This is a genomic window from Halorhodospira sp. M38, assembly GCF_022227985.1.
Taxonomy (GTDB): Bacteria; Pseudomonadota; Gammaproteobacteria; order Nitrococcales; family Halorhodospiraceae; genus Halorhodospira; species Halorhodospira halophila_A.
Map to the genome: position 1 here is coordinate 1 of NZ_JAJNQP010000006.1, position 24657 is coordinate 24657.

Annotated in this window: 20 protein-coding genes; 3 read left to right on the top strand and 17 right to left on the bottom strand. The window is 68.3% G+C overall.

Features of this window, described 5'->3' with window-relative positions; genetic code table 11:
• Nucleotides 1–127: 127 nt before the first annotated feature.
• From LRA98_RS05460 to LRA98_RS05535, 16 genes are all read right to left on the bottom strand, one after another.
• On the bottom strand, nucleotides 128–1003 hold the full coding sequence (locus LRA98_RS05460) for a hypothetical protein (RefSeq protein WP_238633171.1): 876 nt from the start codon (nucleotides 1001–1003) through the stop codon (nucleotides 128–130).
• 24 nt (nucleotides 1004–1027) lie between these two features.
• Complete coding sequence (locus LRA98_RS05465; RefSeq protein WP_443134940.1) at nucleotides 1028–1483, bottom strand: prepilin-type N-terminal cleavage/methylation domain-containing protein; 456 nt, start codon at nucleotides 1481–1483, stop codon at nucleotides 1028–1030.
• Nucleotides 1483–2007 (bottom strand): type II secretion system protein, encoded by a 525-nt coding sequence (locus LRA98_RS05470; RefSeq protein ID WP_338018548.1) that lies wholly within the window; start codon nucleotides 2005–2007, stop codon nucleotides 1483–1485. The genes LRA98_RS05465 and LRA98_RS05470 overlap by 1 nt, the downstream gene beginning before the upstream one ends.
• The gene (locus LRA98_RS05475; protein WP_238633168.1) at nucleotides 1998–2525 is read right to left on the bottom strand and encodes a pilus assembly FimT family protein; all 528 of its coding nucleotides are present in this window, start codon (nucleotides 2523–2525) and stop codon (nucleotides 1998–2000) included. The genes LRA98_RS05470 and LRA98_RS05475 overlap by 10 nt, the downstream gene beginning before the upstream one ends.
• Nucleotides 2526–2545: 20 nt before the next feature.
• Nucleotides 2546–3790, bottom strand: coding sequence for a type II secretion system F family protein (locus LRA98_RS05480; RefSeq protein ID WP_238633167.1), 1245 nt, complete (start codon nucleotides 3788–3790; stop codon nucleotides 2546–2548).
• 12 nt (nucleotides 3791–3802) lie between these two features.
• The gene (locus LRA98_RS05485; RefSeq protein ID WP_238633166.1) at nucleotides 3803–5635 is read right to left on the bottom strand and encodes a GspE/PulE family protein; all 1833 of its coding nucleotides are present in this window, start codon (nucleotides 5633–5635) and stop codon (nucleotides 3803–3805) included.
• Between the two features lie 15 nt (nucleotides 5636–5650).
• Nucleotides 5651–6601, bottom strand: coding sequence for a tetratricopeptide repeat protein (locus LRA98_RS05490; RefSeq protein ID WP_238633165.1), 951 nt, complete (start codon nucleotides 6599–6601; stop codon nucleotides 5651–5653).
• Nucleotides 6579–8195, bottom strand: coding sequence for a pilus (MSHA type) biogenesis protein MshL (mshL, locus tag LRA98_RS05495; protein WP_238633164.1), 1617 nt, complete (start codon nucleotides 8193–8195; stop codon nucleotides 6579–6581). Before mshL ends, LRA98_RS05490 begins: the two co-directional genes overlap by 23 nt.
• A complete protein-coding gene (locus LRA98_RS05500; RefSeq protein WP_238633163.1) occupies nucleotides 8192–8611 on the bottom strand; it encodes a hypothetical protein in 420 nt (139 codons plus the stop codon). The genes mshL and LRA98_RS05500 overlap by 4 nt, the downstream gene beginning before the upstream one ends.
• Nucleotides 8612–8624: 13 nt before the next feature.
• Entirely contained in the window at nucleotides 8625–9317 is a 693-nt protein-coding gene (gene gspM / locus LRA98_RS05505) for a type II secretion system protein GspM (RefSeq protein WP_238633162.1), read from the bottom strand.
• A complete protein-coding gene (locus LRA98_RS05510; RefSeq protein ID WP_238633161.1) occupies nucleotides 9314–10915 on the bottom strand; it encodes a hypothetical protein in 1602 nt (533 codons plus the stop codon). Before LRA98_RS05510 ends, gspM begins: the two co-directional genes overlap by 4 nt.
• Nucleotides 10916–11048: 133 nt before the next feature.
• The gene (locus LRA98_RS05515; RefSeq protein WP_238633160.1) at nucleotides 11049–11294 is read right to left on the bottom strand and encodes a hypothetical protein; all 246 of its coding nucleotides are present in this window, start codon (nucleotides 11292–11294) and stop codon (nucleotides 11049–11051) included.
• A 62-nt stretch (nucleotides 11295–11356) separates the two neighbouring features.
• Nucleotides 11357–12961, bottom strand: a complete 1605-nt coding sequence (locus LRA98_RS05520) for a BCCT family transporter (protein WP_238633159.1) — start codon at nucleotides 12959–12961, stop codon at nucleotides 11357–11359.
• A 217-nt stretch (nucleotides 12962–13178) separates the two neighbouring features.
• A complete protein-coding gene (locus LRA98_RS05525) occupies nucleotides 13179–15179 on the bottom strand; it encodes a hybrid sensor histidine kinase/response regulator (protein WP_238633158.1) in 2001 nt (666 codons plus the stop codon).
• A gap of 78 nt (nucleotides 15180–15257) precedes the next feature.
• Nucleotides 15258–15998 (bottom strand): flagellar motor protein MotB, encoded by a 741-nt coding sequence (locus LRA98_RS05530; RefSeq protein ID WP_238633157.1) that lies wholly within the window; start codon nucleotides 15996–15998, stop codon nucleotides 15258–15260.
• Nucleotides 15995–16795: a MotA/TolQ/ExbB proton channel family protein gene (locus tag LRA98_RS05535; protein WP_238633156.1), complete on the bottom strand. Its 801-nt coding sequence runs from the start codon at nucleotides 16793–16795 to the stop codon at nucleotides 15995–15997. Before LRA98_RS05535 ends, LRA98_RS05530 begins: the two co-directional genes overlap by 4 nt.
• 232 nt (nucleotides 16796–17027) lie before the next feature.
• Here LRA98_RS05535 and LRA98_RS05540 point away from each other — a divergent pair, with 232 nt between their 5' ends.
• From LRA98_RS05540 to LRA98_RS05550, 3 genes are all read left to right on the top strand, one after another.
• On the top strand, nucleotides 17028–17906 hold the full coding sequence (locus tag LRA98_RS05540) for an EamA family transporter (RefSeq protein WP_238633155.1): 879 nt from the start codon (nucleotides 17028–17030) through the stop codon (nucleotides 17904–17906).
• Nucleotides 17903–19471 carry a phospholipase D family protein gene (locus LRA98_RS05545; RefSeq protein WP_238633154.1) on the top strand — a complete coding sequence of 523 codons (1569 nt, stop codon included), beginning with the start codon at nucleotides 17903–17905 and terminating at the stop codon, nucleotides 19469–19471. Before LRA98_RS05540 ends, LRA98_RS05545 begins: the two co-directional genes overlap by 4 nt.
• Before the next feature lie 104 nt (nucleotides 19472–19575).
• On the top strand, nucleotides 19576–23622 hold the full coding sequence (locus tag LRA98_RS05550) for a chemotaxis protein CheB (RefSeq protein ID WP_238633153.1): 4047 nt from the start codon (nucleotides 19576–19578) through the stop codon (nucleotides 23620–23622).
• A 7-nt stretch (nucleotides 23623–23629) separates the two neighbouring features.
• Here the strand turns inward: LRA98_RS05550 and cysB are convergent, their stop codons facing one another.
• The gene (gene cysB / locus LRA98_RS05555; RefSeq protein ID WP_201169288.1) at nucleotides 23630–24616 is read right to left on the bottom strand and encodes an HTH-type transcriptional regulator CysB; all 987 of its coding nucleotides are present in this window, start codon (nucleotides 24614–24616) and stop codon (nucleotides 23630–23632) included.
• Nucleotides 24617–24657: the final 41 nt, after the last annotated feature.

Consider the following 24657-nt stretch of genomic DNA (forward strand, 5'->3'; position numbering starts at 1 on the left):
TTCAACAATTCAGACGGGCGCCTCCCAGGGGATGCAGACGCTCGATCACGCCCTGCAGCAGTTGGTGCAGCAGGGTGTGGTGTCGATGGAGGAGGCGGGTCGGCGAGCTGGCACCAAGCACTAAAAATTATCGAGCGTATTCCCATTCAGTGTATTTTGGGGACGGTGGGCCCATCGGGCACTCCGCGGGCCATGAACCAACATCTCGGTGGAAACATATGGCGTCTCGACATATCTTGTTTTGGCCGCCGAACTCCTCATCACTGTCAAAGACTTTCTTCCCCTCCTTTATCCCCAGAATAGTTCCCTCGCACTCCCTTGGCTTATCCTCTTGACACACAAAATGTCCTTGAGCAAAAGGAAGTTTTCCGCTTTGCGAGCCAGGCATATCTATTTCCCCGACATTCGAGCAAAGAGTATCGTACGAAGATGCGGGCGCCCCGGGAAATTTAAGACTCGCCTCGGGTCCTCCCAGTATGCTAAGGGATCCGCCCCTGTCGGGGGGCGTAAACTTTTCGTCTCCCTCAATATATAAAACAGGCTGAATCACACAGAGTCGATGAAGGGTCTTATTGCCGTTCTCACCGGTAACCCGACCGACCGCAAGCTTTGCACCATTCGAGGCATTAAAATCATCAGAACTGCAGACACTTTTAACTGATCGACCTCGATCATCAATGCCGCCCGACATAAACGATACATATAGAATATTGCCACCCCTTTCGTCCGCGCCTCCAAAGTTTTCCCATTTCGTATTCTCGCCGGGGCCCGCAACAGGATCCAGACGCCGAATCAATGCCGACTCAGCTGCATAAATAGCCTGAGCACTCAGTAAGCTATCCACCGTAACTGTTGCCCGGGCCTGAACCATTTTCCCGATACCCGCGACCAGCAGCGCAGTCGCCACAACCGCGACCAGCCCAATGATCAGCGCGGAGCCGCCCTGAAGACTTTTAGGTGTCACACCACTTGAAGATTTTCTATCTCTTGATTTGGTACTCATCTCCCCTCCGTGATGCACCAACTATTACTCTCGGACACGCTGGGTCACGCCGAAATCATACGAGTCACCATCTACTTCGATACCAATCACGTAGAAGCCGTCAGGTCCTCTCGGCTCGCAGGGTACGCTTATGCTACTCGGCTCCCCTCCAACGTACAAAGAAATAACACCACCCGTTGTCGTTAAATCGATTCTATCGTCTCTTTCATCATCGATAGCGTCACAGGGGTCATCATCCATCCGCCGTACTTCCTGGCGAATCCGCTGCACGGCATAGGCGATGTCCGCCTTGGCATCCAGCTCATCTTCCAAGGTGATGGAGACATTGAAAAGCGTCGAGAGGGGCTGCGCCGCCATGACCGCCACAACCCCGGCGAGGACCAGGACGATGATCAGCTCCCACAGGGTCAACCCCTTTTGCCGGCGACTCCGTTTGATCCCTGTATTATGAGTCATAGCCAGCGAGCCCCGCGCTCTCATCAATCAAAACCGAGGTAAAGAGGATCAAGGCCGCTAACGGTGGAATCCGAGTCGTACCCGATTTCAATAATCAGCTTATTCTTCCCATGCTCGCTCGCGCTGACCTCGACTAAACTGTTTCCAGAACAGAATCTATCCCAAAGGTCTTCACCTATGTAAATCCCATTATCATTCCCGTTGGCAGGCCCGAGTTCACCCCCCACTTGGATTTTAGATGGCTGAAAAAGAAATATTTTTTGGTCCTCGTCGTAATAATCCCTGGACGCCGCAATAATCAACTCCGCGCAGCTCTCGGCGTTCCGTGCCGCTCTCTCCGCCTCTTCGGCATCCGGCAGCTGCGCCAGGAGCGGATAAAAAGACGCCAAGGCAGCCATCGCGATGCCGAGCACCACGATGGTGACAATCATCTCGATGAGGGTCAGGCCTCGCTGGGCCGCGCTGGCTACGAAACCTGAGCCCCGCGGACCGGTCGCCTTGCGAAGGCATGTATCTCGGCGTTGTACCCGGTCAACTGTCACTTGCACGCCCCCCGGGAGACGCCGCCGGTCGCTGCACGGACGCAGAGCGTGCGGGTGACGTCCCCCTTGGTAAGGTCAATCGTGAACTCGCCTGGCAGTCCGTTCCCGCTTTCATCTTCCAGATCACCGTGGGGGTACCTAAAACGGAACTTCGCGGGGTCGCTGCTCACGGTTACGCCATCTCTTCTCGTCAGATCCGGCAGGTTGCCGCAGCCTTCACCTTCGGGCGCCCAGCGCCTCTCCCAGCTGCCAAGATCGACTTCCAATGTCGCCCCGCTGCACGCCATCGCCCTGGCGCGGGCACTGCGCAGGTCGCTGATCAGTTTGTTTTTCACGGACTGGACTTCGGTGCCATCGGTGAAACCGCTCAGGTTGGGTGCAGCAACCGAGGCAAGAATGCTCAGGATGACCAGCACCAGGATCAGCTCAATCAGCGTCACGCCGCGGGCGGAGCGCGCGGCTGCCGGCCTCTGCAAGAAGCGGCGTGCCCGGCCGCCCGGTCGGGTCACAGCGCTCGCCCCCATGCCGTGGTTCTCCCTTCCCGTCACAGGGCGGCCGACCCCATCTGCCACATGGGCAGGAAGATGCCCAGGGCGAGGATCAGGACCAGGATACCGATGAAGCCGATGACGAACGGCTCGATATAGGAGGAGAGCTTCTCCAGGTCCGCCTCGACCTCGCGCTCGTAGAAATCGGCCACCTGGTCCATCATGTCCGCGACCTGGCCGGTCTCTTCGCCCACGGCGAGCATCTGCAGCACCAGGGGGGTGAACAGCCCGCTGCGAACCGACACCTGGTGGAGGCTCTCGCCCTGCTCGATGCCGTCGCGCAGCGTCCGAATGCCCCTTCCGATATAGGCGTTATCCGTGGCTTCTGCCACGGAGTCCATGGCCTGCAGCAACGGCACGCCGGAGCGCACGGCCATCGAGAAGGTCCGCCCGAAGCGGGCGAGCAGCGCCAGCTGCAGGATCTTGCCGATCCCCGGCACGCGGAGCTTGAATCGGTCCCAGAGGTAGCGGCCGTTTTCCGAGCGCAGGTAGGCCCGCGCGGCGAAGTAGGCCCCAACGGCCCCGATGAGCAGGTAGAGCCACTGCTCCTCCATGAACTCGGAGGTGGTGATCAGCGCCACCGTGGCCGCGGGCAGATCCGCCCCCATCTGCTCGAAGATGTCGCTGAAGGCCGGGATGACGAAGATATTGACCACCACCAGGGCGATGGCGATGGCGATGAAGACAAACGTGGGGTAGCGCAGCGCCTGCTTGACCCGCTGCCGGGTGACACGCTCCTGCTCCAGGTTCTCGGCCATGCGGTTGAGCGACTCCTCCAGCTGGCCGGAGTCCTCGCCGACGCGCACCATGGCGATGAGCAGGGTCGGGAAGATGTCGTCGTGCCGCCCCATGGCCTGGCTGAGCGACTGGCCGCTCTCCAGGCTGGCGGCGATCTCCTCCAGCGCCCGGTTCAGGCGGTTGTTGCTGCCGCTCTCGGCCAGTCCGCGCAGGCAGCGGATGATGGGCACCCCGGCGTGGAGCAGCGCGCTGAGCTGGCGGACGAACGTAACCAGCTCCTCGAGCGTGACCTTCTGCCCGATGTTGTACTGCTCAAGCAGCTCGGTGAGGTCCATGTTGAGGCCACTGCCGCCGCCCCCGTCACCGCCGGCGGCTTCCACCGAGATCGGGGTCACGCCGCGCGAGAGCACCTCGTCAATGGCACCGTCGCGGTTCGGGGCCTCGATACGGCCCTGGACCTCGCGGCCGTCCTGTGCGCGGCCCCGGTACCGGAAATTCGGCATGCCCCCTCCCGATCAGTCCCCTGCAGTGGTCTCCGAGGGGCGCGCCTGGGGCGCGGCCCCCGTCCCGGCGGCGCTGCTCGCCCCGTGGGCGTTCTCCTCGGCGGCCTGCACCTGAACCGCCCGGTTCTCGTCGCGCATGGTGCTCTCGTCCATCTCGCCGAGCACGCGGAAGACCTCCTCGAGGGTGGTCACCCCCTGCTGTGCGTAGTCCAGGGCGACATGGCTCATGGGCCGGTACCCCGGGTCCGCGGCGCAGGCGGCGGCGAAGCCCGACTGGTCGCCCTGGCGCAGGGCCTCGATCATGTCGGCGTTGAGTTCCAGCAGCTCGAACACGCCGATCCGCCCGCTATAGCCGGTCTGACTGCAGGAGGGACACCCCCGCCCGTGGTAGAGCTGGACCCGGCTGGCGTCCTCGCCAAAGACGCTCTGCAGCCAGGCGTGCTCCTGATCGTTGGGCGTGTAGGGCTGCCGGCACTTGGTGCAGATCCGGCGCAGCAGGCGCTGGGCCAGGATGGCGCGCAACGCGGCGACGAGCATGTACGGCTCCGCGCCCATGTCCAGCAGGCGGTTGGCGGTGGAGACGGCGTCGTTGGTGTGCAGGGTGGAGAAGACCAGGTGGCCGGTGATCGCCGCCCGCATGCCGATGTCCACGGTCTCCTCGTCACGCATCTCACCGACCATGACGATATCCGGGTCCTGGCGCAGGGTCGTGCGTAGCACCCGTGCGAAGGTCAGGCCGATGCTCTCGCGGACCTGGACCTGGTTGATCCGCGGCACCCGATACTCCACCGGATCCTCGACGGTGATGATCTTGACGCCGGGCCGGTTGATCTCCGACAAAGCCCCGTAGAGCGTCGTCGACTTGCCGGAACCGGTCGGCCCGGTGACCAGCACCATGCCGTACGGCATATGGATCAGTCGCCGCAGGCGCTGGAGCAGGTCCTCCGGCATGCCGGTTTCACCCAGGGAGCTCACGCCGCCGGTCTGGTCGAGCAGGCGCATCACCACGCCCTCACCGTGCTGCAGCGGCAGCGTGGACAGGCGGACGTCGATGCTGCGGCCGTGGACGCGGACCTGGAAGCGGCCGTCCTGGGGCAGGCGCCGCTCGGTGATGTTCAGCCCGCACATGAGCTTGAGCAGCGAGACGAGCGCGGCGTGGATGTTCTGCTGGCGGAAGATCTGCTCCTGAAGGACGCCGTCGCGCCGGGTGCGGATGCGCAGCGAACGCTCCTCGGGCTCGATGTGGATGTCCGAGGCCCCCACCTGGACCGCGTCCTCGAACAGCGACTGGAGCAGGCGCACCACCGGCGCGCTGGCGCCGCCCTCGCCCACCGGCAGGGCGGAGAGGTCGATATCATCAGCGCTGCTGAACTCGCGGCCGAGCTCCTCGGCGATGTTGCTGATCTCTTCAGTACGGCGGTAGACGAGGTTGATCAGCTCGCGGATCGAGGACTCCCGGGCCACCGCCACCCGGACCGGCTTGTGCAGCACCCGCTGGAGTTCGTCGTAGGCGATCAGGTCACTCGGGTCGGCCATGGCGACGAGGAAGTCTTGCGCCGTCTCCTCAAGCAGGAGGGCTGCAAAACGCCGGGCGTAGTTCTCCGGCAGCTGGCCGGAGACATCCGCGTCCGGGAAGTAGTCGTTGGGATTGACCCAGGGCACCTCGAGCTGCTCGGAGAGCACTCGCAGGATCTGATCCTCGCTGACGAACTCCAGGTCGATGAGCTGCCGGCCGAGCTTTTCACCGCTCTGGCGCTGTTGCTCGAGGGCGGTCTGCAGCTGTTTCTGGCTGATCAGACCCTGCTCGACGAGCAGATCTCCGAGGCGGATCTTCCTGCGCAGCATGGCGCCCTCCTGCCGCTACGATTCGGCGTCGGTTTCCGTTTCCAGCGCTTCGAGCCGCGAACGTGCGTGCCCCGCCACCTCGTCGCGATCCGGGCCGGCATCCACCACCGCCTGCCAGGCCGCCCGTGCGCGGTCCGTGCGCCCCGCGGCGTCGGCGGTCACGGCCACGCCCAGCTGCCAGCGCAGGTTCCCGGGCTCGTGCTCGAGCAGTTCCTCGTAAAGCGCCAGCGCCTGCTCGTGCTGCCCGACGCTGCGGTGCACCCCGGCCAGCTGCGCCTCAACGCTGCCCGGCGGGCGGTCTGCGGCCTCGCGCACCTGCTCCAGCGCCCCGATGGCTGACCCGGGGTCGCCCAGTTCGTGGGCCAGAGCGGCGTAGAAGCGCGCCATGGCCTGATCCCCGGGCGCGATCTCAATCCCCGCCCGGAGCACCTCACGGGCGCGCTCCTGCCGGCCGCTCGCGGCAAGGATGCGTGCATACCCCTGCCGCGCCACGTGCTGCTCCGGGTCCAGATCCAGGGCGCGGCGGTAGGTACGAGCGGCGTCGTAGACCTCCCCGGCCTGCAGGTGCTCCCGGGCCTGATCGACCAGCACCCGCGCCCGCTCGCCGGGGTTGCGCTCGGTGGGGCGGCGACTGAACGCGCCCGCTTGTTCCTCCGCTTCGACGTCCGCTTCGGCGCCCCCTTCGGATACAGCCTCGTCCAGCTCGGCCGCTGCGCCTTCGTCTGCGGTGCGGGCCGCGCCGTCCGGGGCGTCCTCAACCAGCGCGTCGAGCTCGTCCTCGGGGATTTCGTCGGCCAGCTCCTCGATGGACCCGGCCTCGGCCGGGTCCAACCCCTCTGCCGGGGCGGGAACCGCCGCGCTCTCCGCCAGGACCGCGCTGGCGCCGGCCAGGCCGAACACGGCGGCGGTAAGCCGGGCGCCCCGGCGGCGCATCCGCCGCTTGCTATTGAAGCCTGTAGAACTCATCGAGGCGCTCCATCTGGCTGTCGACTTCGCCGCTCCAGGCCCCTTCTTCCACCAGGCGCGGGCGGAGCAGGATGACCAATTCGTACTTGCTCGTGCGCTGCTCCTCCTGCGTAAAGAACCAACCCAGCAAGGGGATACTGCCAAGCAGCGGCACCTGCGAGGTCACCTGCCGGTCGCGCTCCTCGATGAGACCGCCAATGACCACCACGTCGCCATCCCGGGCCCGGACGATGGAGTCCGATTGCCGGACATCAATCCGGGCGAGGTCGAAGGAGATGTCCTCGGTATCGCCACCATCCCCGGTCGGGCGACTGACGCTGCGCGTTACCTGGTCCACATCGGTGACCGCCGGCTGGACGTGCAGGGTGATCCACCCCTCCTCGGTGATGTTGGGGGTGACGTCGAGGGAGATCCCCGAGAAGAAGGGCTCGAACTCCGGATCCACCTCGGTCAGCGCCTGGTTGTCGCGGATTCGGGTATCGATGTCCACGTCGGTCTGGAAGTAGGCGTCGGTCCCGACCTTGATCAGCGCTTTCTGATTGTTCAGCGTCGACACCCGCGGCGAGGAGAGGACCTGCAGGTCACCCTGCTGATCCAGGGCCCGCAGTAGGCCGTCGAAGCCGCGCGTATCGCGCGCAACATCGATTCCGAAGTTGTCATCGGCATCCAGCCCGAAACCTGAGCCGGGCGAGACACCGATATTCAGGTTCTCTCCGCTCATGCGCCCGACGAACCCCCAATCGATCCCGGCCTGGAACTCGTCGCGGAGTTCCACCTCCAGGATGCGCGCCTCGAGCACCACCTGGCGATTGAGGCTGGTCTGCAGGCGGTCCATGAACCGCTCCACCTGGCCCAGGGTGCTCGGCTTGGCGCGCACCACCAGCGAGCCGGCCTCGGGGCTGGCCACCACCGAGGCACCCTCCTCTTCCTCGTCGGCGATCATCCGCTCGATCACCGACTCGATGTCCGCCCAGAGCTTGGAATGCGACCGGGTGCGCAGCTGGCTGCCGGCGACGTCATCGTCATCATCGGTGATGTCCCCGGCCGAGATGCGCGTGCCCGAGTCGCCCTCGCGGTCGACGTTGAGGTAGTCGAGGTTGAACATCCGCGATTCGAGGCGCGCCGGCAGGACCAGGTAGGCGACCTGGGTACGCTGGTACTCGTAGCCGTAGGACTCGCGCAGGGTATCCATCACCTCGGGGACCGAGACGTCGTCCAGGCTCAGCGAGATCTCGCCCTCGACCTCCGGATGGACGACGACGTTATACGGGGTGTCCTCGACCAGGCCGTGGAAGAAGGCCCGCGCGGGAACCTCGTCGGCGGTGATGTCGAAGCGCGGCTCCTCGGCCTGGAGGTCGAGGGGATGGATCGGCGGCGCCTCGGAGAGCGCGGCCTCGATCTCTTCCGGCACCGCCTCACCGTCATCGGCCTGGGGTTCGCTGCGATCCTGTGGATCGAGGCGCTCCTGGGCCTGCTGGCTGCGTTCCGCGGCGCGCTCCTCGTCGTCATGCACGCTGGTGCTGGCACATCCGGTGATCAACACCAGGGTGGCGGCGACCGGGGCCGCGTGGCGAAGAAGGTTCCCTGCGCTCATTTGGCTTTCTCTCCTGGCAAATCCCTGGGCAGGCGCCGGGTCTTCTCGACCCCGTGATCGACCACCGGCACGTAGTGCCGCCCGTCCTCGTAATCCACATCGGCGCCGTGGCGACGCGTGCCGAACAGATCGGCCTCGCCCACGGCCTGGCCGGGCACGTACCAGGCATCGCGGAAGAACGCCGCCGATCCGTTCACCTCCGGGTGATACGTTCCGCTCTGGATGACCATGCGCAGATCCTCGTGGACCGGCGTGGCCGGCTCCTCCTGCGCGCCCGCGGGGGCGCCGGGCATCTGCACACGGTCGCGCAGGTGCGGGGGCAGCTGACCCGGCGTCATCGCCGGCGGCTGGGTCGGATCGAACGGCCCGGCCGTCGCCGCGGTTGTGCCGGCGCCGAGGATGACAAGCCCCAGCACCGACCCGGCGAGCCTAGAGATCCAGCCAGGCCTCGTGCCCGCTGAGCGTGTGCAGGCGGACTTCCACCCGCCCGAGCGGGTACTCTTCGACCTCATAGGTCAGCTCCTCCCACGCAAACTGCCACTGCAGGTTCTCCACCTCCTCGAGCAACCGGAGCGTGGCCTCGTAGTCGCCCTCGAAGACCATCCGCACCGGGTGCCGATACGCCTTCAGCGTCTCGCCGTTCTCATCTTCGGCCTCCATGGCCACTTCGGCGGGCAGGCGCTCGAACGCCCGCAGTTCGGTATCGTCGCGGCGCGCCAGCAGTGCCTCGAGCACGCCGCGCATGTCACCGGGCTCGATGAAATCGGGCATGTCCTCAGCCATCCGGCGCTGAACCGCCTCGAGCTCTTCCTCCAGCGAGGCGATCTCCCGCTCGATGGCCTCGTCGGGGTCGGCGTCGCGCTCGGCTTCCAGCTCCTCGATCTGCGCCCGCAGCTGCGGGAGCTGGTTCTCGGCGTTCTCCGCCGAACTCCGCGCCTGTTCCAGCGCCTGACGCTGCGGCTCATGGAGGTAGAAGTACCAGAGCGCGGCGATCACCGCGAACAGCGCCACGCCGACCAGCACCCGCTCGCGGACGGTGCGCTGCCAGAGCGCCTGGTTCAGCCGATCCCATGCACCCGTGACCTGCGCCACCACCGGGCTGCGCGCCAGCGCCCTCTTCATGGCTCACCTCCCCGCTGCGCCGCGGCGTCGAAGCGGTAGGCCCGCATGCCGGCCGCCTCGCCGTTGCGACCGGTGACCCGGTCGAGCGCAAGGTGCTCGAAACTCCACCCCTGGAACTCACGCTGCATCCCGAGGTGCTCGAAGAACTGCGTGACTTCGGCGGCGTCCAGCGCGTACCCCTGGAACTCGCCCGCCTGCGGCGAAAAGTGCATACGCGTCAGCCACAACGCCTCCTGCTCCTGGCGTCCCACCCCCTCGAGCGTCTCCGAGAAGCCGGCCATGGCTTCGGGGTGGATCCCGCGCAGCTCCTCCAGGAACTGTCGCTGCGTGCCGAGCTGCGCCTCCAGCGTATCCCGGCGCTCGACCAAGGCCTCCGAAGGCACCCGGGCCTCTTCCACTTCCTGCTCCAGGGCCTGAACCTGCTCGAGCAGCGCCTCCTGCTCGGCCTCGACTTCGGCCAGACGGTCCTCGGCACCGCTTAGCACCCGCCCCTGAACCAGGCTGACCACACCGAGGAGCACGGCCGCCGCCGCGGCGTAGCCGATGATCGAGGCCGGGGCGAGCGGGTCGAACTGCCGTACCGGGGGCTGGTAGAGCGAGACGTCGCTCTGGCTGGCGCGTGGCAGCGCGGCCCCGGCAGCGAGCAGGCAGTGGCCCTGGGTGGCGTCGTCGAGCCGCGTCGCCCCGTCCACCTGCGTCTCAAGCACCTGCTGGAGCTGGAGCCGGACCACCGGTACGGGGAGCGACTGGCTCAGCTGCTCGAGCAGTTCGCCCAGCTCCGCCTGCCCACCGGCGGGAACCATCAGGATCCGGTCAATCGGTTGCTGGGAAAGCTGCGAGTCGTGGTAGTCCAGCGTACGCTGCAGCTCCCGGAGCAGGGCCTGGACCGCCTCGTCGCCCTCCTCACGCAAGCGGCGCAGGCCGACCCCCTGGGAACGCGCCAGCACCAGCTGCCCGGCGCGGCTAAAGGTCATTACGGTGTCGTATTCGGCCAGATGGACCATCAGCACCGGGTGCTCGGACGCCGGCACATGGGTAGCGATGTCGTGGAGCACGGTCTCCCGGCCAAGCACGGCGCGCGGCTCGAGATCGGCGTACGCCACCAGGTCCACCAGCTCCTGGATACGGCTGCGCCGGGCCACCATGGCCAGGGCCAGGCGATCCGGCTGCTGGCGCCGGCTGGCGTACTGACGCTGGCCGGCGACGGCCATGTCGGAGACGGGCACCGAGGAGACGTCGCGCAGGCGGAATCGAAGCGCCTGGTTCAGCTCGGCGTCGGGGATGCCCGGGGCATCCACCTGCTGGATCTCGTAGTCCTCGCCGTCGAGGACGATGTAGGCCGGATCCCCGCGCAAGCCGTGGGCCTCGACCATGGCGGCGAGGGTGTCGCCGACCTGCTCCGGCCCGCAGGTGCGCCGCTCGCAGCCGAGCAGACGCTCACCATCGGGCGAGCACGCGGCCAACGTGACCTGCCCGGTGCGGAGAATCTGGACGCCAACCCGGGGGTCCTGCCTGCCGGAACGCAGGCGCGCCAACAGGCCACTGAGCCCGCTGCTGCGCGGCTCCTCTCCTCCCTGAACCAGCTGCTTTCCCTTCATGCGAGCATTCCTGCGCTGAATGGTGGCGCGCCTGAGCCAAAAATCCGACTAAGCTGGCGAGCAAATCTGAGGTTAACCCAGGTCACTGTGAGGGAAAAGCTCCGGGGCGGGGTTGTCTGCCGATTTGGACAGCTCAAATGGTCGCACCCCGCCTCCGCCCCGCGGCCGCCAACACCCCCGCCCCCGCCGTCAGCACCGCCAGGCCACCGATGACCACACCCACCGACACCCCCCAGTCGAGCAGCAGCCCCGTGGCCGGCGGCGAGAGCCCGGTGGCGAAGGTCTGCCCGAAGCCGGAGAGGGCCGCGGCCAGCAGGCCGAATCCGAGGAAGCGGCGGTTCTCCAGAATGAACCGCAGGTATTCGGATCCGCCTGCCAAGGCCGCGATGCCTCCCTCCGTTCCGGTGGGTGGGTGGACTCCGTGCCGGAGTCGGGCGCCGTTCAGCGCCCGGCCGGCTTCTCCGCGCGGGCCGGTTCACCGTCGATGGCCGGCTCCTCACCGTCAGCCAGGTGCATCGCCATCCGCGGCGCGTACCACAGCGACGGCAGCAGGATCAGCGACACCGGCACGGCGGTGACCACGATGAACGACTGCAGCGCGGTGATGCTGCCCTCGCCCATGAGCATGAGGATCATCGCCATCACGCCGAGCACCAGACCCCAGAAGACGCGCAGCCAGGTGGCCGGCTCGTCGCCCTCGCTCATGGTCAGCGAGATGGTGTAGGTCATCGAGTCCGAGGTGGTGGCCACGAAGATGGTGGTCAGCACCAGGAAGAGGACGGCGATGATCGCCCCAAACGGCAGCTGCTGAGCGATGGCCATCATCGCCGCAGGCAGCCCGGCCTCGTTGTACGGATCGGAGACGGCACCGGGCGTGGCCAGCTCGAAGGCGATCCCGGAGCCACCGACGATGGCGAACCAGAAGCAGGTCGCCACCGGGGCGAGCACCGACATGGCCAGCACGATCTGCCGGATGGTGCGCCCACGCGAGATCCGGGCGACGAAGATCGCCATCAGCGGCCCGTAGCCCATGAACCAGCCCCAGAAGAAGACCGTCCACCAGTCCAGCCAGGCCGGGTCCTCGCGGAAGGTGGCCATGGGCAGCAGGTTGTCCACGTAGGTCCCCATACCCTGGACGAAGCCGTCGATGATGAACGCCGTCGGGCCGAAGAGCAGGATGAAGGCGGCCAGGAACAGCGCCAGCATCACGTTGAAGCGGCTAAGCATGCGGATGCCGCGGTTCAGCCCGGTAATCGCCGAGAACAGGTAGATGGGGATCACCGCCAGCAGCACCGCCGCCGGCAGCCACACGCTATCCGGCAGGCCGAAGAGATCGCTCAGCCCGTAGGCCACCTGCAGGCCGAGGAAGCCGAGCGGCCCCACCGTACCGGCCACCACGGCGATCACGCAGAAGGTGTCGACGATCGCACCCGGGGTGCCGTGCATGATGCGCTCGCCAAAGAGCGGGTAGAGCAGCGTGCGCGGCTTCAGCGGCCAGCCCCGGTGGTAGTGGAGCTGCATGAGCATGCCGCCGGTCAGCGCGCCGAGGATCGACCAGGCGAGAAAGCCCCAGTGCATGAAGCTCTGCGCCAGCGCGGGGACGGCCGCACCCTCCTCGCCGCCCTCGATGCCCAGCTCGGCGGCGAACAGCGGCGCCGGATCCATGAAGTGGGCGATGGGCTCGGCGGCCGCCCAGAAGACACCGCCGCCAGCAAGCAGCGTGGCCATGATCATGGCCAGCCAGGAGAAGTTGCTGTAATCCGGCTTGTCGTTGCCGACGCGCAGCCGGCCCAGCGGACTGAAGGCCATGACCAGGGCGATCAGGAAGGTGGCGAGCATCAGAAGCTGCCAGTACGCCCCGAAGTACTGCGTGGCGTAGCCGAAGGTGGTGTCCACCGCGGCGCTCAGCCAGTCCAGGTCCAGCGCCGCCATGGCGATGAAGGCCAGCACAAAGCCGCCCGAGAGCACCATCACGGTGCGTTCGTTGCCGCGAACCTCGCGTTCGGGCACAGCGTAGCGGTCGCCCGCCGATTCGGGTTGGGACATGGGGAGTTAGGCTCCGTTTCGTCGTGCGAAGGGCCACGACCACCCCGCCTGCACGGGCTTGGACGCACAAAACTGGGGCAGCCCCGGGGGAAAGGCGCTGGACGGTACCGCTTCGATTGCACAATTTCAAGGCACCAGCCCCAGGGAAACCGGGCCGTTGGCCACCGAGAGCGGCGCCACACGGGGCTTTTGGGCGCCCCGGGCCCTTGCACCACCGTCAGCCGCGGCCGGTGCCGCCCCGGCGGACCCACTCGAGCACACGCACGAGTTCGTCGCGGTCGAGGGGCTTCGTCAGGGTGGCATCACTGCCCTGGCGGGCACAGTCCTCCCAGACCTGCTCCACGGCATGCGCGGTGCACATCACCACCGGCGTGCGGGACCAGCCGCGCTGCGCCTCACGCTCGCGCAGGATCCCGAGGGCCTGGCACCCATCCATGCCGGGCATCTGGACGTCCAGCAGGAGCAGATCGGGGCGCTGCTGCTCCCACTGCGCGACGGCCGACTCACCGTCCTCGACCACCGTGACCCGACACGCCTGCTGCTCCAGCAGGGTGCGGATGAGGAGGGCGTTGGCGGGCTCATCCTCGGCAACCAGCACCTGAAGCGGCCCCTGACCCGCCAGCTCATCCGGCTCCGGGGCGGCTGCCTGCGCCGTATCGTCATCCGCAGGTGGAGCGACTGCCGGCAGACGGGCGGTGAAGTGGAAGGTCGCCCCGGCCCCCGGGGTGCTCTGCACCCCGAGCTCACCGCCCATCAGGCGCACCAGCTCCTTGCAGATGGTCAGTCCCAGCCCGCTGCCCTCCTGCCGGCGGAAGACATCGTCGCCCTGGGTGAAGGCGCGGAAGATGCGCTGCTGATCCGTCTCGGAGATCCCCGGCCCGGTGTCGGTAACCGCCACCAGCAGCCGGTCATCGCCGTCCGCCGGGGCCACGGTGATGGTCACACTGCCCTGCTCGGTGAACTTGATGGCGTTATTCGCCAGGTTGTAGAGCACCTGACCGAAGCGTACGGCGTCCCCCTCGACCCACTCCGGGACCGCCGGGTCGACGGTCAGCGTCAGCGCCAGCCCCTGCTCGGCGGCCAGGGCCTCCAGCAGCTTGCTCTCGTCGGCCAGGTAGGCGCGCAGCTCGAACGGCTCGCGCTCGAGCCGGAGTTCGCCGGCCTCGAGCCGCGACAGGCTGAGCAGGGTGTCCACCAGCCCGAGCAGGGTCTGGCTGGCGGTGCGGCACAGCTCCACGTAGCGGCGCTGCTCGTCGTCGAGCCGGGTATCCTCGAGCAGCCCGGTGAAGCCAACCACGGCGTTAAGCGGCGTGCGCAGGTCGTGGCTGACCGCAGCGAGGAAGGTGCTGCGGTCGCGGTCCGCCTGCTGGCGCGCCCGCTCAAGCTCCATGCGTTCGGTGATGTCGTAGAGCGCGCCCTGGAAGACCTGGCGCCCGTTGGCCGGCAGCTCCACCATCTGCCAGATATCCCGGACCCAGCGGGTGGAACCATCCCGGTGGCGGATCCGATAGCGCAGATCCCCCACCCGTTCCCCCCGGCTCCGGATGGCGGCGTCCTCGACATCGACGCGCTCGCGGTCATCCGGGTGGATCAGATCCGACCAACGGCTCGTCCGATCCAGCAGGTAGGCGCGGTCGTAGCCGGTGATCGACTCCACGGCCCCGCTAAGCAGAAGAATCCGGTAATCCTCCGGATCGATCTGATAGGCAATCCCCAGAAAGCCCTCGAGGAAGCGGCGGTAGCGCTCCTCACTCTTGCGCAGCGCGTGCTCGGTCTCTTTCTGTTCGGTCAGCTCGCGGATGATGGTCGAACAGCGCTGCGCCTCACCGTGCTCATCCCTGTGGACGATCAGCGTCTGCAGCACCGGGATCGAGCGGCCGTCCTCCACGCAGAGCACTGCAGTCTCGCCCTGCCAGACCCCGTCGCGCCGCGCCGCCGGAAGCCCCTCATCGAGGACGCGCCGGGTCGCCCACTCCGGGTGCGAATCGGCGATGCGCTGCTCCAAGGGGGTGTCCGGGCGCGGCTCGCCCATGATCCGGCGCATGGCCGGGTTTCGGTAAAGCTCGCAGCCACCGCACAGGTCCGCCACGCCGATCAGCTCGGGCGCGGCCTCGAGCATCTCGAGCAGCTCCTCCGGCGCGATCGCGTACCCACCGATCCCGCCATTCACACCCCCGCCATCGCGCATGGCCATGCCGCCCCCGTTAATTTTGATCATTCCAAGATACCACGTCAGCATCAGGGGCGAAGGCACCGCCAGCCGGCTCGGTTACCCTTCCGGGCCGCTCCGAGCCGATCACTCGGACTGCTCGATCAGATGCACATCCACACGACGGTTGCGGGCGCGCTGCTCGGGGGTGTCGTTGGGCTCCAGCGGCCGCGTCTCGCCGTGGCCCTGGGCGATCAGCCGTTCCGGCGTGATCCCCGCGTCCTTGAACACGTGCACCACCGAGATCGCCCGGGCGGTGGAGAGCTCAAAGTTGGAGCGGAAGCGGTCACTGCGGATGGGGATATCGTCGGTGTGTCCGGTCACCCGGATCAACCCCGGGGTATCCGACAGCACGCCGGCGACCCGCTCGAGCACCGGCACGAAGGGGTCGCTGATCTCCTTGCTGCCCAGCGCGAAGGCGGCCCGCTCGGGGAAGCGCAGTAGTACGCCGTCCTCGCCCTCGCCCAGCTCCACCTCGCCGGCGGCGAGTTCCTCGGCCAGGGCGTCCTGCAGCGCCTCGAGGATCTCCGCCGTCTCGTCGTACTCCGGATCCGAAGGCGGCAGGTCATCCCGGACCTCCTGCTCCGGGGTCGGTGCCGGCCCCTCCAGGTCGACCACCGTCGGCGCGGCCTGCGGCGTGTCCTCCTGCACCACCGCGGGGCCGAGGACCTGGCGCAGGGACTCGGCGAGCTGCTGGTAGCGCTCGTTGTCGATCACCGACATGCTGTAGAGCATGACGAAGAAGACCACCAGCACCGCCATCAGGTCGGCGAAGGTGGTCATCCAGGCGGGCGAGCCACGCGCGGAGGCCTTACTGCGGTATCTCATCCCTGGTTCCCGGAGCCCTCCGCGGCCGTCTGCCCGGCGGGGGCGGCCACGGCCCCGCGCTGGCTCGGCGGCAGGTAGTTGGACAGCACCTCATCGATCAGCCGCGAGTTATAGCGCTTGTGGATGCAGGTCACGGCGTCGATGATCAGCAGGTTGTTGGTGTGTTCCTGCTGCGCCCGGACCTCCAGGTTGTCGGCGATGGGCAGGGCAACGAGCTGGGCGAAGAGCGCCCCGTAGAGCGTGGTCAGCAGGGCCACCGCCATGCCCGGTCCGATCGCCTCCGGGTCCTCCAGGTTGCCGAGCATCTGCACCAGCCCGACCAGGGTGCCGATCATGCCGAAGGCGGGGGCCTGCTCCCCGATGCTACGGAAGATGCGCTGCCCCACCTCGTGGCGCTGCATGGACAGCTCCAGCTCCTCACGCAGGATGCGCTGGACCAGCTCCGGCTCAACCCCGTCCACCGTCAAGTCGAGTGCCTTGCGGAAGAAGGGGTTGTCGACCTCGGCGTCCTCCAGGACCAGGAAGCCGTGCTTGCGGACCTGGGTGGCCAGCTCCTTGGTCTGGGCGATGAGCGCGGCGGGGTCGTCCTGACGCCGTTTGAAGGCCTGGCCGGCTACCCGCACCGAGTTGATGACTTGTTGGAGCGAGAACTTGATCAGCGTCGCCGAGAAGGTGCCGCCGAAGACGATGAGCACCGCCGGCAGGTAGAGGAACTGTGCCGCATCGCCGCTGGCGGCGATGGCCGTGACGATGATGGTGATGCCGACCAGCAGCCCGCCGAGGGTCGCTTTATCCAAAATTCGCCTCCAGGGTGTGCGCCACCGTGCGCTGCGACGGCTAACAGGCGGTTAACGCCCTATTCTGCCGCGCTGCCCGTCCACGTCCACCCCTGCGGCGGCGCAGCGGCTGCGCCGTTGGCGCGCCGTAGGCCGCAGCGCGGGGCGCGCGGGCGCTCCGCAGGCCTTGTCACGCCCGCCGCTGTCGCCAACACTACGCCGGCCGCACACACAGACCCGACAATCGCCATCGATGCCGTACCTGCTCCTGGTCACCCTGCTCTGGGCCTTCTCGTTCAGCCTGATTGGCGAGTACCTCTCCGGGCAGGTGGATGACGACTTCGCGGTGCTGAGCCGCGTGGCGCTGGCCGCACTGGTCTTCCTGCCCCTGGCGCGCTTTCGGGGCCTGTCACCGTCGCTCGCCGGCGGGCTGATGCTCCTCGGCGCCCTGCAGTTTGGAGTGACCTACCTGTGCCTCTACCGCTCCTTCGCCTACCTGACGGTGCCGGAGGTGCTGCTGTTTACCATCACCACGCCGCTCTACGTGGCGCTGCTCGATGATGCCCTGCACCGACGCTTCGCGCCGGTGGCGCTGCTCGCCGCGGCCCTGGCGGTGCTCGGCGCCGGGGTGATTCGCTACGACGGCATCACCGATGAGTTCCTGCTCGGCTTCCTGCTGCTGCAGGTGGCCAACGCCGCCTTCGCCGCCGGACAGGTGGGCTACAAGCACCTGCTGCTGCGCCACCCCATCGACACCCCGGCCTACCGGGTCTTCTTTTTCTTCTTCTTGGGCGCACTGCTGGTCGCCGCCCCGAGCTTCGCCCTGTTCGGCGACCCGAGCCTGATGCCGGACAGTGGGCTGCAGTGGGGCGTGCTGCTCTGGCTGGGCCTGGCGGCATCGGGGCTAGGCCTCTATCTGTGGAATCAGGGGGCCCGCGTGGTGGACGGTGGCACACTGGCGGTGATGAACAACCTGCTGATCCCCGCCGGCTTGCTGGTCAACCTGCTGCTCTGGGACGCGGATGCCGACCTGCTGCGGCTGGCCGTTGGTGGGGGCATCATCGTCGCCGCGCTGTGGATCAACGCACGCTTCTCGCGCTACGCCGTGCTCGGCGCCGGGAGACCGACATGATCCACGCGCCCCCCCGGCCCCGGCCGCTACATGTGGCGCTCGCGCTAGTCTTGCTGCTCGCCCTGACCGGCTGCGCCCCGGTCTACCAGGCCCCGGAGACGCCGCAGCAGGCCCCCCGCCTGCCAGCCAACGAGGGCCCCCTGGCCGAGTGGCTGCGCGAGGTGCCAGCAGCCCGCGAGGGAGCCACCGGCTTCCAGATGCTGACCAGTGGCCTGGACGCCTACCAGTGGCGGGCACACAGCGCGCGCCTCGCCGAGGAGCGGCTCTATCTGCAGTACTACATCTGGCGCAACGACGAGGCCGGCCGACTGCTGCTCGCCGAACTGCTCCATGCCGCCGAGCGCGGCGTGCAGGTGGCCCTGCTGCTCGATGACATGGACATCCGCGGCGACGACCGCGCCCTGGCCGCCCTGGATCAACACCCGAACGCCGAGGTCCGGCTGTTCAATCCGTACCGCTCTCGGGCCGGTGCCCTGCGCGCCGGCGTGGAGCTGCTGCTGCGCGCCAGCGACCTCAACCACCGCATGCACAACAAGGCGTGGATCGCCGATGGCCGGCTGGCCATCGTCGGCGGGCGCAACATCTCCAACGCCTACTTCTACACCGGCGAACCGTTCAACTTCATGGACATCGACCTGGCCATGGCCGGCCCCCTGGCCCACCGGGCCGAGCGCGCCTTTACGGATTACTGGAACAGCCCGGCGGCGATCCCCATCGCCCAGCTCCAACGCGGCCGCTCCGGCGCTGAACCGCTCGAGCAGCTCCAGGAGGAGCTGCGCGCCTGGCACCGCGCGCGCACCGATCACCCGCTGTATCGGCCCGCGCCGAGCAGCGCCCCCGTGGCGACGTTGCTGGAGACCGACGCCTACACCTGGACCCGCGACGCCGAACTGGCCGTGGACAACCCGAGCAAGGCCCTGGGCCACAGCGGCGAGCCAAGCACCCGGGCGGTGCTCAACGCCCTGGGCAAGCGCTTTGCCGCGGCCGAGGAACGCGTGACGCTGGCCTCGCCCTACTTCGTGCCCGGCGCCGAGGGCACGGCGGGACTCACCGGCCTGGCGCAGCGCGGCGTGACGGTCTCGGTGCTCACCAACTCGCTGGCCGCCACCGATGTGGCCCTGGCCCACAGCGGCTACGCCCGCCGCCGCCACGCCCTGCTGGAGGCTGGCGTGGCGCTCTACGAGCTGCGCCCCAGCGCCTGGCAGCACTACCAGGCCGACGCCGCCTTCGGCCTGGGCGCCTCGCGGGCGAGCCTGCACACCAAGGGGGCGGTCTTCGACGGCGAGGAGATCTTCCTCGGGTCGTTCAATCTCGATCCGCGCTCGGCGCACATCAACACCGAGCTCGGCGTCTTCGTCCGCGACTCCGAAATGGCCACGGCGCTGGAGACCATCTTCGAGCAGGCCACCGACCCGCGCTTCGCCTACCGGGTGCGCCTCTCCGAGCGCGGGGCCCTGCGCTGGGAGGACGACACCAGCACGTACCGGCGCGACCCCAAGGCGGGATGGTGGCGGCGCTTCGTGGCCGGTTTCGCGCGCCTGCTGCCCATCGAGTCGCAGCTTTAGCCGCCGGCCCCGGGCCCTCGCGCCCTGCTTCCCTTTCGACGGTTGCGGTTTTGCACCCCGGTGTGCTTAATTGAACGGAACTGCTTACAAAGAGGTCGCCCGACGTGCGTGCGCAAGGACTGCCGCCCGCCGAGTCCCCTCCCGCGCCCTTTATCGTGGGCGTTGCGGCCTCGGCCGGGGGGCTGGACCCCCTCCGCGGCCTGCTCCGCGAGCTCCCGGGCGATCTGGGCCTGAGCATCGTCATCGCCCAGCACCTCTCCCCCCACCACCGAAGCATCCTCACCGACCTGCTCAGCCGCGAGACCGCGCTCAGCGTCCACACCGCCGAAGACGGCGATCAGCTGGCCCCGGACACCGTTTACGTCACCCCGGCCAATAAGGACATCACCATCGCCAGGGGGCGCATTCTGCTCACCGAGCCCCCGGACCCGGTGCGACCGAAGCCCTCGGCGGACCGCCTCTTCCACTCCATGGCCGAGGCGTACCACGAGCTGTGCGCCGGGGTGGTCCTGTCGGGCACCGGTACCGACGGCGCCGCCGGCGCCCGCGCCATCAAGGCCGCCGGCGGTGCGGTGTTTGCCCAGGAGCCGGCCAGCGCCGCCTACGACGGCATGCCGCGGGCCGCGCTGCAGACCGGGTGCGCGGACAGCGTGCCGGACAGCCGCGGGCTGGCCGAGCGCCTGGCGCGCCTGGCCCGCGGCGAGCCGGCCGACGACCGGGAGCCGGCGCTCGGCGACGCCCTGGAGCGCATCGGCCAGCGCGTCTACCGCGAGCGCCAGATGGACCTCGGTGCCTACCGGGAGGCCACGGTGCAGCGCCGGCTGCAGCGACGGCTGGTGGCCACCGGGGCACGGGACGCCGCGCACTACGAGCAGCTGCTCCAGACGGACCCGGGCGAGGTGGACCGGCTGATCCGCGAGCTGCTCATCTCAGTGACCGCCTTCTTCCGGGACCGCGAGGCGTTCCAGGCTCTGGAAACCGTCATCGGCGAGCTGGCCCGGCAGCGCTCCGAGGACGCCGAGCTGCGCATCTGGGTACCCGGCTGCGCCACCGGCGAGGAGGCCTACTCCATCGCCATCCTGGTCCAGGAGGCCCTGGCGCAGCACGAGATCACGCGCCCGGTTCAGATCTTCGCCACGGACCTCGACGAGGAGGCGCTGACCGAGGCCCGCAGCGGGATCTACCCCGCCGGGGCGGTGGCCGACCTGCCCGGCGCCTGGCTTGAGCGCTACTTCGTGCGCGAGGGCGATCGGGTGCGCGCCGCCAAGCCGCTGCGCGACATGATGGTGTTCGCCCGGCAGGACCTGCTCAACGACCCGCCCTTCACCCGCCTGGATCTGATCAGCTGCCGCAACCTGCTGATCTACCTGCGCCCCGATACGCAGAAACGGATCCTGGAGCTGTTCCACTACGGGCTGCGCCCGGGCGGGCACCTGTTCCTGGGGCGGGCCGAGGGGATCAGCGGGCGGGAATACCTCTACACCGCCATCGACGGGGCGCAGCGGCTCTACCGCAAGCGCAACGATGTCCGTGCCACCCCGCCGAAGTTCGGCAACGGCGGCCCAGCCCCGGAGCGCAGCAGCCCCCCACCGCCGGCCGCGTCCAGGCGCACGCAGATGGATCAGCGCATCGCCGAGGGGCTGCAGGAGCTCTTCGCGCCGGAGCACGTCGTGGTCACCGCCGCCGGGACGGTGCTGCGCAGCCGCGGTGCGGGCAACTACATGCACTTGCCCGACGGCGACGCCAGCCTGAGCGTCCAGGCCCTGATCCGCGAGGAGCTGCGCTCGGAACTGATCACCCTGCTCAATCGCTGCCACCGCGAGGGCCACCCGCAGATGGGCACCGCCCTGCGCCTGCGCCCGGAGCTTGAGTGGGTGCGCCTGCGGATCACCCCGCTGCCGGCGGCCACCGACGAGGGCTCGGTCTGCTACCTGATCCTCTTCGAGCGCGGTGCCTACGAGGAGCCGCCGCCGGAGATCGCCGAGGGCGACGAGCGGACGCAGCGGACCGTCGACACCCTGCGCGGCGAGCTGACGGCCACGCGGGAGCACCTGAGCGTCGTCACCGAGGAGCTGGAACGGGCCAATGAGGAGCTGCAGTCGACCAATGAGGAGCTGCAGTCCTCCAATGAGGAACTCCAGTCGACCAACGAAGAGCTGGAGACGAGCAACGAGGAGCTGCAGTCCACCAACGAAGAGCTGACCACCGTCAACGAGGAGCTGAACCGGCGCAGCGAGGAACTCAGCGAGGCGTACGACGACCTCGCCTCGGTGATGGACAGCCTCAGCGAGGGGCTGGTGGTCTTCGACGCCCACGCACGGATCAAGCGCTTCAACGCCGCGGCGCAGTCCCTGCTGGAGCTGCAGGAGGACTGGCTGGAGCAGCCGGTGAGCATCCTCTCCGGGCAGCTCGGGCTCTACGACTGGGGCGACCGCGTCCAGCGCGTCCTGCGCGAGGGCGACACGCTGGAGGAGTGGCTGGATTGCCAGGGGGAGCACCACCTGCTGCGGCTGCTGCCCTACTGGAGCCGCGCCAGCCGGCTGCAGGGCTGCATCCTGCTGCTGGTCAACTACACCAGCGTCGTACGCGCCGAGACCCAGGTCCGCCTCCAGGCCCAGGCCCTCGATGCGACTTCCGAGGGCGTGGTCGTCGCCGATGCCCAGGTCCCCGGGCTGCCGGTGACCTACTGCAACCGATCGTTCAAGACCCTCACCGGCTACGAGCCGGAAGAGGCCATCGGCCACAACTGCCGCTTCCTGCAGGGGCCGGACACGGACCCCGCGGACGTGGACACCCTGCGCGCGGCCCTCTCCCGCCAGGAGCCGGTAAGCGTAGTCCTGACCAACTACCGCAAGGACGGCTCCCCGTTCCGCAATTACCTGCGTATCGACCCGGTCCGCAACGCCGCCGGGACGGTGACCCACTTCATCGGCATCCAGGGCGACGTCACCCGTCAGGAGGCCTACCAGTCGGAACTCCTCGCCGCCAAGGCGGAGGCCGAGCAGGCCAGCCAGGCGAAGACGGAGTTCCTCTCCTCGATGAGCCACGAGCTGCGCACGCCGCTCAACGCCATCGTCGGCTTCACGCAGCTGCTCGCCGAGCACTCGGAGCCCTCCGCCGAGTCGCGGCAGCGCTACTACGGCGACATCCTCAGGGCGGGCTGGTACCTGCGGGATCTGATCAACGATGTCCTGGATCTGGCGCGGATCGAGGCCGGGGAGATGCACGTCGCGCCCACCGCCGTGCAGCTGTGTAGCGTGGCGGAGGACTGCCTGGCGGTGTGCAGCGGGGACGCCAGCGAGCACCGGATCGCCCTGACCGTCGAGGTCCCGGACGATCTCTGGGTGCAGGCCGATCCCATGCGACTGAAGCAGATCCTGCTCAATCTGCTCACCAACGGCATCAAGTACAACCGCCCCGGCGGCACCGTGCACCTCGATGCCCGCCCGGAGGCGGACGGCGACGCGGTCTCCGTGGTGATCAGCGACAGCGGCATCGGCATCCCGCCGGAGAAGCGCGAACGGCTCTTCCTGCCCTTCGACCGGCTGGACCAGGACCGCGGTACCATCGAGGGGACGGGCATCGGCCTGCTGATCGCCCAGCGCCTGGCGACGTTCATGGCGGGGACCCTTGCGCTGCTGGACTCCAGCCCCGAGCGGGGCAGCCGCTTCCAGCTGCGCCTGCCCGCGGCGGACCCGCCGACCGAAGGGGCCGCCAGGCCGTCCCGTGCGGCGGAGTCGCCCATGGCGGACCATCCCCCTATCCGACCGGTGCGCATCCTCTACGTGGAGGACCAGTTCCTCAATCGCCTGCTCGTGCGCGGTCTGATCGACAACCGCAGCGACGCCGAACTCACCGAGGCGGAGGACGGCGCCTCGGCGCTGGGCATCGCGGCGGAGCAGGCCTTCGATCTGATCCTGCTCGACCTGCACCTGCCGGACATGGACGGCTTCCAGGTCATGGAGTCACTGCGCGGGCAGGGGATCGCTCCGGCGGTGCCGGTGGTCGCGGTCAGCGCCGACGCCCTGCCCGCCCAGCGTGAGCGCGCCGCGGAGCTGGGCTTCAGCGATTACCTGGTCAAGCCGTTCCGGATCCAGGATCTCGAGCGGCTGATCCGGACGGTCGGCGCGGGGTTCGCCGACGAGGCCTGAGCCGACTTCAGGGAGAACCCGCGTCCAGCGCGGGATCCAGCGCCTCGAGCAGCGCCCGGCGGGCCTCCGGCGTGCGCGCCCGGATCGCCTGCTCGACCACCTCTTCGGTCAGGTGCGGCGCGAAGAGGTGGATGAAGGCGTACATAAATCCGCGCAGGTGGCTGCCGCGGCGGAAGCCGATGCTCGTGGTACTCGGGGCGAAGAGGTGGCTGGCGTCGCGGGCCACCAGCCCCTCGTCGGCATCGGGGTCGAAGGCCATGCTGGCGATGATCCCCACCCCGACCCCCAGCTGCACGTAGGTCTTGATCACCTCGGCGTCGGTGGCGGTGAAGGCCACCTCCGGCGCCAGCCCGGCGCCCTGAAAGGCCTCATCGAGCTGCGAGCGCCCGGTGAAACCGAAGACATAGGTGACCAGCGGGTGGGCCGCCAGGGCCTCCAGGGTCAGCGGCTCCGCCTCGGCCAGCGGGTGGTCGGCGGGGACCACCACGCTCCGGTTCCAGCGGTAGCAGGGCATCATCACCAGATCCTCGAAGTGCTCCATGGCCTCGGTGGCGATGGCGAAATCCGCCTCGCCCCGGGCGGCGAGCTCGGCGATCTGCATGGGCGTGCCCTGGTGCATGTGCAGGCTGACATTGGGATAGCGGGCACGGAAGCGCTGGATGACCCGCGGCAGGGCGTACTTGGCCTGGGTCTGGGTGGTGGCGATGGTCAGCTGGCCACGCTCCTGGCCGGCGTAGTCGGCGGCGATGGCGCGGATGTTGCGGGCTTCCTCGAGCAGCCGGGCGGTGGCCTCGATGATGCGCTCGCCGGCCGGCGTCAGGTGGGAGAGGCTCTTGCCGCTGCGCACGAAGATCTGGACGCCGAGCTCATCCTCGAGGGCCTGGATCTGCTTGCTCACCCCGGACTGCGACGTGTACAGGGCGTCCGCCGCCGCCGAGATGTTCAGGTTGCGGTGGACCACCTCGTGGATGAACTGCAGTTGCCTGAGCTTCATGGCCGTCCCTCGTGGCGCCTGATGATCGCGGGCCGGCCCCG